Origin of the sequence: Bradyrhizobium sp. Ai1a-2, assembly GCF_000426245.1 — a bacterium.
Lineage (GTDB): Bacteria > Pseudomonadota > Alphaproteobacteria > Rhizobiales > Xanthobacteraceae > Bradyrhizobium.
Window position 1 is genome coordinate 1 of the sequence record NZ_AUEZ01000004.1, and the last position, 12,641, is coordinate 12,641.

At 59.0% G+C, this 12,641-nt stretch carries 16 protein-coding genes and 1 pseudogene; 12 read left to right on the forward strand and 5 right to left on the reverse strand.

Annotation, left to right across the window (positions count from 1 at the left end):
- The 9 genes and pseudogenes from K288_RS44560 to K288_RS0103940 form a co-directional block, all read left to right on the forward strand.
- Positions 1-286: pseudogene (locus K288_RS44560) on the forward strand (hypothetical protein); the annotation flags it as partial.
- A 279-nt stretch (positions 287-565) separates the two neighbouring features.
- Positions 566-1,840, forward strand: coding sequence for a site-specific integrase (locus K288_RS0103905; protein WP_043159306.1), 1,275 nt, complete (start codon positions 566-568; stop codon positions 1,838-1,840).
- A complete protein-coding gene (locus K288_RS0103910; protein ID WP_027578393.1) occupies positions 1,837-2,430 on the forward strand; it encodes a hypothetical protein in 594 nt (197 codons plus the stop codon). The genes K288_RS0103905 and K288_RS0103910 overlap by 4 nt, the downstream gene beginning before the upstream one ends.
- 185 nt (positions 2,431-2,615) lie before the next feature.
- The gene (locus K288_RS44565; protein ID WP_051334340.1) at positions 2,616-2,831 is read left to right on the forward strand and encodes a hypothetical protein; all 216 of its coding nucleotides are present in this window, start codon (positions 2,616-2,618) and stop codon (positions 2,829-2,831) included.
- 193 nt (positions 2,832-3,024) lie between these two features.
- The gene (locus K288_RS52090; RefSeq protein ID WP_027578394.1) at positions 3,025-3,204 is read left to right on the forward strand and encodes a hypothetical protein; all 180 of its coding nucleotides are present in this window, start codon (positions 3,025-3,027) and stop codon (positions 3,202-3,204) included.
- A gap of 44 nt (positions 3,205-3,248) precedes the next feature.
- Complete coding sequence (locus K288_RS0103925) at positions 3,249-4,661, forward strand: AAA family ATPase (RefSeq protein WP_160168919.1); 1,413 nt, start codon at positions 3,249-3,251, stop codon at positions 4,659-4,661.
- Positions 4,662-4,785: 124 nt separating this feature from the next.
- The gene (locus K288_RS44575; RefSeq protein ID WP_152535367.1) at positions 4,786-5,814 is read left to right on the forward strand and encodes a hypothetical protein; all 1,029 of its coding nucleotides are present in this window, start codon (positions 4,786-4,788) and stop codon (positions 5,812-5,814) included.
- Positions 5,807-6,109 carry a hypothetical protein gene (locus K288_RS0103935; RefSeq protein ID WP_027578396.1) on the forward strand — a complete coding sequence of 101 codons (303 nt, stop codon included), beginning with the start codon at positions 5,807-5,809 and terminating at the stop codon, positions 6,107-6,109. Before K288_RS44575 ends, K288_RS0103935 begins: the two co-directional genes overlap by 8 nt.
- Positions 6,110-6,272: 163 nt before the next feature.
- Positions 6,273-7,160, forward strand: a complete 888-nt coding sequence (locus K288_RS0103940; RefSeq protein WP_152535368.1) for a hypothetical protein — start codon at positions 6,273-6,275, stop codon at positions 7,158-7,160.
- Positions 7,161-7,442: 282 nt separating this feature from the next.
- Here the strand turns inward: K288_RS0103940 and K288_RS52095 are convergent, their stop codons facing one another.
- The 3 genes from K288_RS52095 to K288_RS53480 form a co-directional block, all read right to left on the reverse strand.
- Positions 7,443-8,216 (reverse strand): hypothetical protein, encoded by a 774-nt coding sequence (locus K288_RS52095; RefSeq protein WP_152535369.1) that lies wholly within the window; start codon positions 8,214-8,216, stop codon positions 7,443-7,445.
- 84 nt (positions 8,217-8,300) lie between these two features.
- Complete coding sequence (locus tag K288_RS44580) at positions 8,301-8,843, reverse strand: GNAT family N-acetyltransferase (RefSeq protein WP_051334342.1); 543 nt, start codon at positions 8,841-8,843, stop codon at positions 8,301-8,303.
- A gap of 6 nt (positions 8,844-8,849) precedes the next feature.
- A complete protein-coding gene (locus K288_RS53480) occupies positions 8,850-9,002 on the reverse strand; it encodes a hypothetical protein (protein ID WP_160168920.1) in 153 nt (50 codons plus the stop codon).
- Between the two features lie 612 nt (positions 9,003-9,614).
- Between K288_RS53480 and K288_RS0103960 the strand changes: the two genes are divergently transcribed.
- From K288_RS0103960 to K288_RS0103975, 3 genes are all read left to right on the forward strand, one after another.
- Positions 9,615-9,902, forward strand: a complete 288-nt coding sequence (locus K288_RS0103960; RefSeq protein WP_027578399.1) for a hypothetical protein — start codon at positions 9,615-9,617, stop codon at positions 9,900-9,902.
- Positions 9,899-10,189 carry a hypothetical protein gene (locus K288_RS0103965; RefSeq protein WP_027578400.1) on the forward strand — a complete coding sequence of 97 codons (291 nt, stop codon included), beginning with the start codon at positions 9,899-9,901 and terminating at the stop codon, positions 10,187-10,189. Before K288_RS0103960 ends, K288_RS0103965 begins: the two co-directional genes overlap by 4 nt.
- A gap of 185 nt (positions 10,190-10,374) precedes the next feature.
- Complete coding sequence (locus tag K288_RS0103975; protein ID WP_027578401.1) at positions 10,375-10,578, forward strand: cold-shock protein; 204 nt, start codon at positions 10,375-10,377, stop codon at positions 10,576-10,578.
- 402 nt (positions 10,579-10,980) lie between these two features.
- Here K288_RS0103975 and K288_RS0103985 read toward each other — a convergent pair whose 3' ends face one another.
- Together K288_RS0103985 and K288_RS44585 are read right to left on the reverse strand one after the other, a co-directional pair.
- The gene (locus K288_RS0103985) at positions 10,981-12,228 is read right to left on the reverse strand and encodes a hypothetical protein (RefSeq protein WP_043159309.1); all 1,248 of its coding nucleotides are present in this window, start codon (positions 12,226-12,228) and stop codon (positions 10,981-10,983) included.
- Positions 12,215-12,583, reverse strand: a complete 369-nt coding sequence (locus K288_RS44585; protein ID WP_152535370.1) for a hypothetical protein — start codon at positions 12,581-12,583, stop codon at positions 12,215-12,217. Before K288_RS44585 ends, K288_RS0103985 begins: the two co-directional genes overlap by 14 nt.
- Positions 12,584-12,641: the final 58 nt, after the last annotated feature.

Consider the following 12,641-nt stretch of genomic DNA (forward strand, 5'->3'; position numbering starts at 1 on the left):
ACTCTACACGGCCTCACCGCGTCCCTACGATGGGCTGCCCGAGCTGGTCTATCCCTTCCACGACCGCGACGTGCTCGTCACAGCTTGCGGACGGCTCTGCCTGCACCGCAAGAGGATCAACATCTCAACTGTGCTGGCCGGTCAGCGGCTCGGCATCAAGGAAGTCGATGACGGCATTTGGCTCGTCAGCTTCATGCACTATGATCTGGGATACTTCGACCTGGAGCAGAAAACCCTGCAGCCCCTCGACAACCCGTTCGGCACGAGGTTGTCACCTATGTCCTAGGTACGTTCTGTTACCTATCTGTCCGGGCTGGACATGATTTTGTTTGGTGAGCGCGGAGGGACTCGAACCCTCGACCCCATGATTAAAAGCTAGGGGTGTGTACACAAGCCAACCATTTCCGAACATTGAATTTTCTCCTATGAGCCAAGAAAACCGCATAATATCAGGCTTTTCTACAATATCCTACACATTCCAAGAATTTCCTTGCGTTGACCTGCCAGTGTGTGCATAGAGTGTGCACATAGACCACGTAACTGATTTGTGTGCACGGGGCAGGCCATGCAGACCAAGATCACCAAAACGCAAATTGACCGCATGACGGCGGGACAGATCCTCGCCGACAAGGAGGTGAAGGGGTTCGTGGCGCGCAAGCTGGACAGCGGCGCCGTCACCTATGGCTACCGATATCGGGACAAGACGACGGGCAAGCAGCGATGGCTGGGTTTGGGGCTGCACGGGAGCATCACAGCGGACAAGGCTCGAGACCTCGCCAAGAAGGCGGCGGGCGAGGTTGCCAATAAGCAGGACCCGGTTGGGGAACTTCAGGAGGCCCGCGCCGAGGCCAAGCGGGAACGGCTGGCCGAGATCAACACCGTCAATGCCGTGCTGGACGCCTTCGAGAAGGACCACGTTGAGGGCCTGCGCAGCGGCGATCAGGTGAAGCAGGCATTTACAAACCACGTTCGCCCGCGGATTGGGGATAAGTCGATTTACGACCTCAAGCGCAGCGACATCACGACCATGCTCAACGAGGTGAAGGAGGGCACCGGGCCCGTCATGGCCGACCGGGTGCTGGCCCATGTCCGCAAGGCCTTCAACTGGCAGATGACGCAGGACGACGAATTTAAGTCGCCGATCGTGCGCGGCATGGCCAAGACCAAGCCGAAGGAGCGAGCTCGCAAGCGCATCCTGGCCGACGACGAGATCCGGGACATCTGGAAGGCCCTGGACCAATGGAAGGATGGGCCGGCCTGCTATCCCCGCTTCGTCAAGTCGCTACTGCTCGCCATGACCCGCCGCAACGAGTCCGCCAGATTGCATACCGAGGAATTGGAGGGCGATCTTTGGACGATTCCTGCGAGCCGGTACAAAAATAAGCGCGATCACGTGATCCCGATTACGTCGGCACTGAGGGAACTGCTTGGGGATAAGCCGGACGGCTGTAAGCAAAACTCATGGTTCGTGTTCTCGACCACGAAGAAAGACGGCAAGCCGGATGGGGCAAAGCCTTTCAGCGGCTTCAGCAAGGCCAAAAAGGATCTGAATAAGTTGATTGCCAAGATCAGGAAAGCCGAAGGCAGGCCACCGATGAAACAATGGCAGTTGCACGACCTGCGCCGCACCGGCCGAAGCCTGATGAGCCGCGCCAAGGTCGATGCCGATCACGCTGAGCGCTGCATGGGGCACGTGATTGGCGGCGTGCGCGAAACCTACGACCGATACGAATACCTCGAGGAGAAGCGCAAGGCATTCGATGCCCTGGCTGCTATGGTGGAGATGATCCTCAACCCGCCGGCAGATAACGTCGTCCAGTTCTCCGGAGAGCGGAAATGAACACCCATTACCAATTGCAGTTACTTCTGGATGCGCTTCGCTATTTTAACGACCACATCACCGCCAACAACAATCTATCCGCCCAGGGAATGGCTAGCCAAATTCGGATCGAGCGGATGCTTGCGGACGCGGTTATGTTCAACGCTGGTTGGCATGCAGCCAAAAGCAATCCCGTCGAAGACCTCAAGGGGAGGGCTTCCACCGAAAAGCTATTGCCACTTCTTTTGGAGGCCAGTGAACGCGCTCGCGATTTCGCGCAGGCCACAAGTCGTGTGCAGGAACTCGATGCCAAATTGGGAGCCGCGAAGAAGCCGGGTAGAAAAAGGGGGTCATATCAGGAGTGGCACTACGAGCCCGGATATCTGGTGGTGGTTGCGATGATCGAAACCCAGCCGGATAAGCACGTGGCCAGCCACATCCGCTGGGCGGTGAAGGAAGGCTGGCTCGACGAAGACACGCCGGATAGCAGGCATGAGCGCCGCATCGGGCTTATAAGAAAGCGCCTGGCTGAAGAAGATGCCGAACGGCTCAAGGCTCTTGGCAGCAACGTGGTGAAGTTCACGCCCCGCAAACGGAAGAAGCTACATTAATGCGGCGTCGCGATTTTGTAGCGGCAATTGGCTACAAAAACTCTGACGCCGATTTTTGTAGGGTCGTTTCGATTCTGTTCTGATTTGTTCTGTGGTGTTCTGTCTCGGTATTCACCTTACCGAGAAATTCCGGAAAAGGTTTAGCGTAACGGGTTTCTCGGTAGCAGAAGCAACCGAGGACTTTGATGGACACTCCGAACAAAGCGCATCGGCCGCCGGTCGATGTGAAGGGCGCCGCAGTTTATACCGGCTTCGGCGAGGGATATCTCAACAAGCTACGCTGCACTGGCGGCGGGCCCGTTTACATCAAGCGCAACGGCACCATTCGCTACGATCTAGACGACCTAGACGCCTGGCTGTCAGCGGGCAAGGTGCGGTCTACTTCGGAGGTTGCCGCTTGATGCAGCCTCATAAGGAAAACCCCGCGCTGGTGACGCGGGGCGTTCCGAACTCTGATCTGGCTGGCGCTTTGATCGGTTCGGAAGATACAAAATCGCTCTGCTATTTTCAAGCAAACAATCTCACTCGCCGCTGCGCCATCTCGTTCGCGATGGCTTCGGTCGTTGCACCTCTCCTGCATGGGGAGGTGTCGCGATGAGGATGCCTGCGCTTGCAATTATCGGGCAGATCCGCGCCATCGGCGAGGTATGCCCGCGGGACTATTGGCTTCCAGAGGAACGGAAGGCCTTTGCCGATGCGATCTATGAGGCCGCCGGCAACATCGAGCAGGCCATCTCCAAACGGCAGCGCCTCCCGAAGGGAGATGCGGCATGAATGCACACGTATTCAATTTCACTCCGCGAGAGGTCGCGCTTGCATTGGGCGGCGAGGTCACTGGCAACCAGGTTCTGGCGCCCGGTCCCAACCACTCACCCAAGGACCGTTCCCTTTCGATCAAGATCGACCCGGCCGCGCCTGGTGGCTTCGTGGTGACCAGCTTCGCAAACGATGATCCGTTGGCCTGCAAGGACTATGTGCGGGAAAGGCTCGGCATTCGTTGGGAGCCGACGCGCCGGCCGCTCGTCGACAGCATCACCAGGATGGCCGATCGCGTGCGCAAGCCGGTTGCGAAGGCCGGCACCCCGCCAGCGGAGTACGTCTACAAGCAGGCTGACGGTACGAACTACCTGCGTGTCGTGCGTCCCGGCTTCTATCAATCGCACTGGAACGGAAGCGCGTGGGTGACTGGCGCGCCCAAGGGGCCGAAGATCCCGTACCGGCTGCCCGAATTGCTCGAGGCTGAGCATGAAACCGTGTTTGTGGTCGAGGGTGAAAAGGACGCGGACAACGTTGCGGCGCTGGGCCTGACGGTCACCACCAACCCTGGCGGCGCCGGGAAGTTTACTCCCGAGCTGGCCGAATACTTTAGGGACAGGGATGTCTATATCCTGCCGGACAATGACGAGGCCGGCGCCAAGCACGCGCAGCAGGTTGTTGAAACCGTGCTCAACGTCGCGCGGTCGGTTCGTATCGTGACGCTCCCGGGCCTGCCCGATAAGGGCGACGTGTCGGATTGGCTTGAGGCGGGCGGCATGGTCGAAAAGCTCGTCGATATAGCGCGCCATACTCCCGAGATCGAGAAGACCGAAGCGCATCATCTGGTCGAAACAAGCGCGGAATTCATCGCAACGTTCGTTCCGCCTGACTACGCAATTGACGGGTTGGTGCAGCGGCGGTTCTGCTACTCGCTCACCGCGCCAACCGGTCACGGCAAGACCGCTGTTGCCTTGCTGATCTCTGCTCACAAGGCTTTGGGCCTACCGCTCGGCAACCGGGATGTTGAACCCGGCCGTGTTCTGTACCTTGCCGGCGAAAATCCCGATGACGTTCGCATGCGGTGGATCGCCCTTGCAGACAAGATGGACTTTGACCCCGAGACGATCGGGGTTCACTTCGTGGCCGGTGTCAAGAAACTTTCAGAGATCGCGCCGCGGATCCGGGAAGAAGTGCAGCGCATTGACGGCGGGGTATCGTTGGTCGTGGTCGATACCAGCGCGGCATTCTTCGAGGGCGACGAGGAAAACGGCAACGTCCAGGCCGGCGCCCATGCCCGCATGATGCGCTCGCTGGTTTCACTGCCTGGCGGACCGTGCGTCCTTGTCATGTGTCACCCGGTCAAGAACGCGCAGCAGGACAGCCTGCTACCGCGAGGCGGCGGCGCATTCATTGCGGAGGTCGACGGCAACCTAACGTGCTGGAAAACGGACATCCACTGGCGCCTCGAATGCTGAAGAGCTGATCTTCGACAACATCGATAGCGGCTATCTGGTCTCTGTGGCGACGCAGGAAGGCGCCGGCCGAAGCTCCACCGCGCAGATGCTGCATGCCTCTGAGGCGGCGTTCTGGGTGTCGTTGATGGAGCAGCTTGCCGCGCTGATGCAGACCATCCCGGACATTGACGGCACCGAGATCATTCTCGAGACGACCGGGAATCAGTTCGGTGACGAATTCCACCAGCTGTGGCGACGCTCCCAGGCCGGGGAAACCGCCTTCGTTGCGATCTTCCTGCCGTGGTCGATCGATGCGACCTATCGCAAGCCGGTGCCCGAAGACTTCACCATGACGGCCGATGAGCAAGAGCTTGCAGACCTGCACAAGCTCGATGCCGAGCAAATCTATTGGCGCCGTTGCAAGATTGCCGAGATTGGCGGCAGTGAAGACTATTTCAAGCGGGAATATCCGCTGACACCTGACGAGGCGTTCATGGCCTCGCAGTTCGATAGCTACATCACCAACGATCTTGTGTTGAAGGCCCGCAAGACCACGGATATTGAGCCATATGGGCCGCTGATTATTGGCGTCGACCCCGCCGGCAAGGGTGCGGATAGCACCGCCATTGCCTGGCGCCGCGGTCACAGCATCACGAAGACACAGCGCTGGAAGGGTCTGGACACGATGCAGGTTGCCGGCCTGGTCGGAAGGATCATCCGCGAGGAGAAGCCGGCCAAGGTGAACATTGACGTTGGCGGCCTTGGTGTGGGTGTCGCCGATCGGCTGGAGGAGCAGGGTTACCAGATCAGCCGCGTGAACTTCGGCGGTAAGCCTGTAGAGCCACCGCCGTTTGATGAGAACGGCAAGCCTGCGGGCGGCCCCGCAAATCGACGTGCGGAGCTATACGTCAACCTGAAGGCAGCGCTGCAGGGGCGTTTCTCGTTGCCGGACAGCGACAGCCTGCATTCTGACCTGGTGAGCATGGGCTACAAATTCATGTCGGACGGCCGTCTGCTGCTCGAGAGCAAGGAAGACATGCGCAAGCGCGGCATGCCGTCGCCTGACGAAGGCGATGCTGTGGCACTGTGCTTCACGGAGCCGGACGGCTCTCCGTTCCCGCATGCGAGTAACTTCCACCGCAAGATTGAATACCCTGGAGGGGCCTATGTCTGAGGTGAAGCAGGTAAGCGCGATCGTCGCCAATCCGAGCATGCTGCGCGACAACGATCCGGGCCAAGTCACGATCGGCTACTACACCCTTAAGGACGATGTGCTGACGATGACGGACGGCACGGGCGAACCGGTGCGAAACCGGTATGGAGAGAAGACGACCCACAAGCTGCAGGCAGGGGAGGCCCCCGATGTCATCGCGAAGCGTCTGACGCTGAAGATCTATCGGCGCATCAGGGGCAGCGATGACATCGGGTTCGGCCGGCGGTTGGTGTATCCGAAAGTCGGGATCGCATAGCCCGTAATTTGGGCCTAAGTCGGGGCGCCCAACGGTTGAGATCGGGCCGAACCACAATCGCGATATCGCCGCTTCTTTTTGGGGCGGTAGCGGTATTTATAAAAATGGTTAACCAGCAGGCGAGGCGAATCTGCTATTGCCGGTTGTATTGGGGGGTACACAGTTGACTATTGCTGCTTGCTATCTTTCGAGCGAAGGGGTGGTGCTGGGCGCTGACAGCACGTCGACGTACACGCTCCCGTCCGGGAATCATTACTTTAATCACGGCCAGAAGATATTCGAGATCGGCGAAAATTCGACGTTTGGGATTGTGACGTGGGGGCTGGGCGGCCTCTCCGTGGGGAGCCATCGCACGTTGGTGGCCTTGCTGGCGGACGATCTCAAGAAAAAGAAACCAAAGAGCATGCAGGAGGTGGCCGACCGTTGGTGCGCTCATTTTTGGACGGCATACAGCTCGTCCTTGAGCGCCGACATCCAGCTATGCGGCACCCTCTCCAAGCTGTTGCCATACGACCCTCTTGCCGTACCGCCGGCCCCTAATTCGCGGACGAAAGACCAAGAAGCTCAATATAATGGCCTACGGAATAACCTGACGGTGGGCTTTTGCATCGCAGGATATGTGTCGCCTGACCGTAAGCCGCAGGCCTTTGAAACCGTATTCGATCCCCAGAACGGGAAGCCGCAACCAAAGGAAATACCGGCCGGGGGGCAGCGCTTTTGGGGGGCGCCGAACATGATTGCCCGCCTGCTCCACGGGTATGATCCCGCTCTACGGCAAGCCTTGCTCAGTTCGGGCAAATGGAGTGGAACCGAGGCCGAACTAGATGGTTTGCTCCGAAAACAGGCTCTAACCCACCTGCCGGCGCCAATCCGCGATGCAGTCGACTTCACGTATACGTGCATTCTGAGCACCATTAAGGCTTTGAAATTCTCGAGCTTTGCACAAACCTGTGGCGGGCCGATCGAGATTGCGGTAATCACCGCCGACCGGCCGTTCAGGTGGGTGCGTCACAAGGCGTGGGATGCAGCCATAACTGAGGGAGAACCGTAATGCCGGACCAGTCAAGGAAGGTAAATCAGTTGGACCCGCACTATTCTAGCGATATCCGATCAGAGATCGTCACGTCGTCTCCCTGCGATCCCAACGATATTTATGGCGTGTTGGGTGATCAGCGCGCACATGTCGAGGTGCGCACCGAGACTGAGTATTCCCTTGCGGCAGCTTGGGCACCGGTTGCTGACGAATAGTCATCCTCAAGCGAGCTGATCGAAAAAAAGCCGCCTGATAACCAGGCGGCTTTTTTATTCCCGGTTTGTCGTAGGTGTGGAAAACCTACTCGCTCCACAATCCGCGGCTGATGGTCTCCACCAGTCGCGTTTCGCCTTCCTGAAACGCCGGCATATCCAGCGAGAGGGGGCCGAACTTGTTGTGGTCTATGCGGTAGCTGGCGCGCACGAACTGGCCGACGTGCTCCGCTATAGCGTTGATGCGCACGCGGCCCGACAGCACAGCCTCCACCATGTCGCTGATGATGTCGTCACGCTGATCTTTTGGAAGCCCGCGGGGCACTACTGCATTGATGCGATCGAGGAGATCCAAACTCGCCACGCGGATGATCGCAGGTGCTGCTGGCTTTATGATCTCGACGCGAAGCTGGCGTTTCTTTTCAAATACGATCTTACGCATTTGCGCTGCGATCTTTGGATAGAAGAAACGCACCGCCCCCCAACGCCATTTGCCGACGATGACTTGTACCTCTGTCATCTGTCCCGTTTGTGCGGCCGTCTCAAACGCGGAAGAAAGCGTCTCGCGACCGATGAGGCTTAAGACGTTCGGGCCGTATCCGTTGCGGGCCTTGCCTTCTGCACGCAGCCTGCGAGATCTGTTGCGACCGTTTCGCCGCTGAGTTTCCTTATATTTTTCCGGATGCGTTGCGCGCCACTCACGTTGAGATGACCTGATCTGCTCTCGGTTGGCCTCCCGCCAATTGCGCGCGTTGATGTTATGGCACGCGCGACATGTACGTTCGCCGGCTTTGGTAATCCTCAGATTGTCGCCTTCGAGCGGGTGGCCATGCTTACAATGAGTTTTCGTGGCCTTCGGCATGAGAAGGGCTCCGTTTGAAGCCCCAAGCCCGCATGAATAGCCGCTCCTGAGTCGCGGCGAAGTGATGGCGCGATAGAAATGGAGTTAGCCAACCAGAGATTCGCGGGCAACACTTAGAGGGAGGAACATCTGGAGCTCACCAGTCGTAAAAAGCTCAAAACCGAGTGCCGAGTAGAATGCTGCAACTTCTTCATCTAAAGCATCGAGCGCTAATGCAAACGCCCCGGCGATTTCTGACACTTCGACCGCCCGCGCAATTGCATGGGCGAGAAGCTTTTTGCCAATTCCGCCCCCCGCGCACTCGTCCGTTACGCCAATCATCGCGAGATAGATCGCCGGCACCGCGGACACGCGAGAGAACTTTTCCTTAGCGGCTTCGGATACGTCTTCGGGAATAAGTGATTTGATCGTCAGGCTATAAAAGCCCAGAACCCTCTTTGTACTAGGCGCCACCGCCACATACACACGCACCTTATATGCGTCGTGATCTTTCCTTGCGTTGTTCCTGCAATAGTTCTGGATCCTTTTGGTCGAAGCGCAACAGAAAGCCCCTCGTTCATGGGTAGAATCGAGGGGCTGGATTTCTATTTCGATCGGATCAGGACGATCACCCTTGGCAGTCGGCATGAACCTCTATTTTGATTTCTTGTAGCTCAGCATCAACCGCTTCAAAGCCTCGCTCGGCTTCTTGGGTTCTTCGATGGCCTGCAACAGCTTGGCAAAACCCTCGTTCGAAACGGGCTGCGACCACTGCTCGGTCTCATGTTCCTTCAAAAGAGCGGCCATCCCGACCTCCTCTCACTGTCTTGTACGTACAGATATGTACCATCTGTACGAGTCTTAGCAAGGCCGCCGGGCTCCAAAATACGGCAATTTTGTTGGCGTTTCTTGCGGGAACCACCTGTGGTTCCACCCCCTTGAGGGTAGATTTTTAACCAAATCAGTGATGGAGTGTTCGCGGAGCCTAGACAACTCCCGAAGCGGTCCCTTGCCGGGGATTGCGCTTCATCCGCGATAGGCGGGCCATCGGCCTTGCCGGGCCTCATGTCCCGCTGAAAGTAACGACGCGCCCATTTGCCGTGGGCTGCGACCGGCGCATTATGCCGGGAGTGCCACGGCTATACAAGACCTTCGGGAAAGGTCGTGGCGCACGCTTCGCGGCGTGTTGTCTAGCTCCCGGCGCCAGCCCGTCGCTGGCATCCCCGGTCTAGACAGCCGGTTACCGCGAGCAACCACCATGAAAACGACCGTAGAACGGCCAGCGGACTCCGCTGGTGCGCTATATTTCAGAACCGACATTTCCCCCGAGCAGATCTTTCAAGCGATCGGCAGACTCCGCAAGGAGGCGAGGGACGAGATTGACCGGCTATCCGCTTCCTGGATGAGACCGACAATCACATGGAGCTCGAGCCGGATGGGGACGACGAGCCCTCGCTAGGCTGGACTGAGCGCGGTGCTGGCTTGTCTGGTACCGACGACCGCGAGCTGGACACCGCGGACGATGAGGACGGCGGCGACGCCGAGCCGAGCCTTGGCAGCCGCGATCACTACCACAGCCAAGAGGCGTGGGCAGTTGGCGATCGGCGGGACCGGGAGGAGGATCCGGCCGAGAGTGGCATCGCGGATTTCGAGGGCCTGCTTGAGCAGGTTGGTTCCGGCGGTTGGATGCAGACGGTGATGGCATGACCGAGACCCCTGCACAGATCATCAGGGCTACCGAGTGGCCGCTATCGCAGATGGACGAGTGCATCACGGCCGTCTTCCAGTATGCGACCCTGCTGAGCGTCCTGACTGCCCAACCTGATGCCGAAACCGCAATGGATGGCATCTGGCGGGTGGTGGGAGACATCCGCGATCGGGCGCAAGACCTGCGGGACTTCCACACCAATGCATCGCAGGCTCTTAGCCGGCTGGCGCGGCTTCAGCAGGACTTACCGACGGTTGTCCGCATTGGAGGTGGTCAATGCGCCTGATCCGGATCCTGATAGCGAGGGCGCTCATACGCACAGCTCTGTGGCTGGCGATCAATGCTCAGCGCACGATGATCTAACCAAGAGATCCCCGCCTGTGTGCTACTGCGTGCAGGCGGTTTTTTCTTGCCGCGGATCGTCCGGCCGCACTAGACTACCGCCATTGGTTCAAAAACGGAGTGCCGGGCGTGGCAACAGGTGTTGTGAAGTGGTTCAATGCAACCAAAGGTTATGGATTTATTCAACCCGACAAGGGCGGCAAGGATGTCTTCGTCCACATCTCGGCGGTCGAGAAAGCAGGACTGAGCAACCTCAATGAGGGTACCAAGGTCAGCTACGAAGAAATGACCAACAGGGGCAAGACCTCCGCTGAAAATCTAAGAGTGGGATGAATTTCAAGTCCGCCAGTTTCAGCGCTGGCGAGCCCTTCGAAATCGACGATCTGGAGAGGACGGCTCAATCTTGGGCCGTCCTTTTTCTTCGTGAGAGAAACCAGCGGACGACGATGGCGAACAGCATGCCTGCAACGAGGCCAGCGATTGCGATCACGGCCTCTCTCCGGTGTGCATGGTGTGTGCACGACCGGATTTTGATCTAGATTTTGGAGGCTTGATTTTAGGGCTAAGTGCTTGATTTTGTTTGGTGAGCGCGGAGGGACTCGAACCCTCGACCCCATGATTAAAAGTGAAGTATTCATGAGGATTTTCGCAGCAAATTCAACGAAGCGAGTTTACAACGGATTGCCTGATTTGTGCCCGAACTGGCGCTAAGAATCGGGGGTTTGTAAACCACTTTCAGCCCTCCTTTTTCTTCGCGCCGAGGACGTGGATGCGCTGCTGCGCCCAGCCGTCTTCGAGCAGCTTCATCGCGGAGCGGGCGAGGCGGAATTTCGAGACCTCCTTGGCGTAGTGCCGCACCATCGCCGGCGACATGCCGACGATCGCCGACACTTGGTCCTCTGTGCAACCGACCTCGAGCAGCATGCAGACCGCGTTCTTGCGCAGGCCGTGGAACACCCAGCGCTTCTCGGTGAAGCACGCCAGCGGTTTCTCGCCATTGACGGTCTTGTCGACCTCGCGCTGCCAGGCGGTCTTGAAGCCCTCATAGGTCCACGGGCTGCCGTCGGCGCGCAGATGCAGATTGAGCTGCGGCGGCTTGCCGGCCTCCTTGTCCTCGCCGTTCGGCGTGGCGTCGATGATGACCCGGTACTCGGAATGGATCTGGACCGGAACCTTGTCGTCGGTCTTCTGCGCAATGATCGGCATTTCGGTCGCGGCCACCTTCGGCCGCAGCATCTTGAGTACGTCGACCTTGCGCTGTCCGGTGAACAGGGCGCTATAGACCGGCAGATGCACGTCGACGCGGGCGTGCTCGAACCAGAGATCGAAGGCTTCGGGCGGCCACGGCGAGTATGTGCCACCGCCGTCGTACCGCTCGGTGTGCTCCACCGGATTGTCTTTCCGAAATCCCCGTGGAATGCCCCAAGAAATGATCCGGCTCAGTGTCGACCGGAAGACGCGGCCCGCGGACGGCGTGTCGGCGAAACCCTTGTCGAGAACCCCTTGGATCGTCGTCGCCTCGAGGGACTCGACAGGGTCGTCGCCCCAAGCCGCCTCGATTATCTCGATGTACCGATCGTATTGTTCCCGCATGCTTTCACCGATGTCTTTGGTGTAAGCGTTGTGCTTCTTGAACTCGGCGATGAGCGCTCGGAAGGACCGAGTGTTGCCTGCCTTGACCTGGATGCCGATTTTCTCTGCCTTGTCGACGGCTTCCCAGAACAGGCGATGGTCGGCGGGTTCGGGCAGGGGGTGGCGCCGGTCGGTGACGTCGGTGAAGAACCACGACCAGACGCCTTCTGCGCTTTTGACGGCGTCAAGCTTGTCCAGCTGTGCGGCCCGCTTTGCGAATTCCTCAGACAGCGGCTCGGCGGTGATACGGACGCGCGGCCACTCTCGCTCTGTCCGGCGGAATTTTGAGTAATAATAATAGGTTCGGCCGTTCGGCTTCGATATCGAATGAACGTGCTCAGGAAGGGCCACGGTTCCCCCTCCCACTCTTGGCCTGCCGTTCTTTCGCATTGAGGAACCGTTCGGTCATACCCGGTTGAGCCTGGGCCTCAGGCTGCGCGGGCGCCGGGGCCGGCGTCAATGGCTGTTCTCGACCAAACCGCAGCTTTCTCCATTCGTCGATCTGGTCGAGGTCGAACATGCCGGTATCCGGATCGGCCGGCGGGAAGCCGCGCTTCAACAGGTTCGGCAGCAGTTCGTTGAATCGGTCCAGCGTCAGGTGCAGACGGCGGGCTGCCTTTTCGGGCGGCACGTCACCGGGATCCACCCGGAAGCGGATGTCTGCCCCGCGCAGCGCCTCCGATCCCTCTCTACGTGCTGGGTTCACTGTGCCGACTCCGTTACGATGCCGCGCTCGACGGAGTCGATCCCCGGCCGCATCTCAC

Bases quoted from the DNA above. Each gene is read 5' to 3' on its own strand.
- K288_RS0103905 (WP_043159306.1), top strand. From the start codon at position 566: ATGCAGACCAAGATCACCAAAACGCAAATTGACCGCATGACGGCGGGA.
- K288_RS0103910 (WP_027578393.1), top strand. From the start codon at position 1,837: ATGAACACCCATTACCAATTGCAGTTACTTCTGGATGCGCTTCGCTAT.
- K288_RS44565 (WP_051334340.1), top strand. From the start codon at position 2,616: ATGGACACTCCGAACAAAGCGCATCGGCCGCCGGTCGATGTGAAGGGC.
- K288_RS52090 (WP_027578394.1), top strand. From the start codon at position 3,025: ATGAGGATGCCTGCGCTTGCAATTATCGGGCAGATCCGCGCCATCGGC.
- K288_RS44575 (WP_152535367.1), top strand. From the start codon at position 4,786: ATGGAGCAGCTTGCCGCGCTGATGCAGACCATCCCGGACATTGACGGC.
- K288_RS0103935 (WP_027578396.1), top strand. From the start codon at position 5,807: ATGTCTGAGGTGAAGCAGGTAAGCGCGATCGTCGCCAATCCGAGCATG.
- K288_RS52095 (WP_152535369.1), bottom strand. From the start codon at position 8,216: ATGCCGAAGGCCACGAAAACTCATTGTAAGCATGGCCACCCGCTCGAA.
- K288_RS44580 (WP_051334342.1), bottom strand. From the start codon at position 8,843: ATGCCGACTGCCAAGGGTGATCGTCCTGATCCGATCGAAATAGAAATC.
- K288_RS53480 (WP_160168920.1), bottom strand. From the start codon at position 9,002: ATGGCCGCTCTTTTGAAGGAACATGAGACCGAGCAGTGGTCGCAGCCC.
- K288_RS0103960 (WP_027578399.1), top strand. From the start codon at position 9,615: ATGGAGCTCGAGCCGGATGGGGACGACGAGCCCTCGCTAGGCTGGACT.
- K288_RS0103965 (WP_027578400.1), top strand. From the start codon at position 9,899: ATGACCGAGACCCCTGCACAGATCATCAGGGCTACCGAGTGGCCGCTA.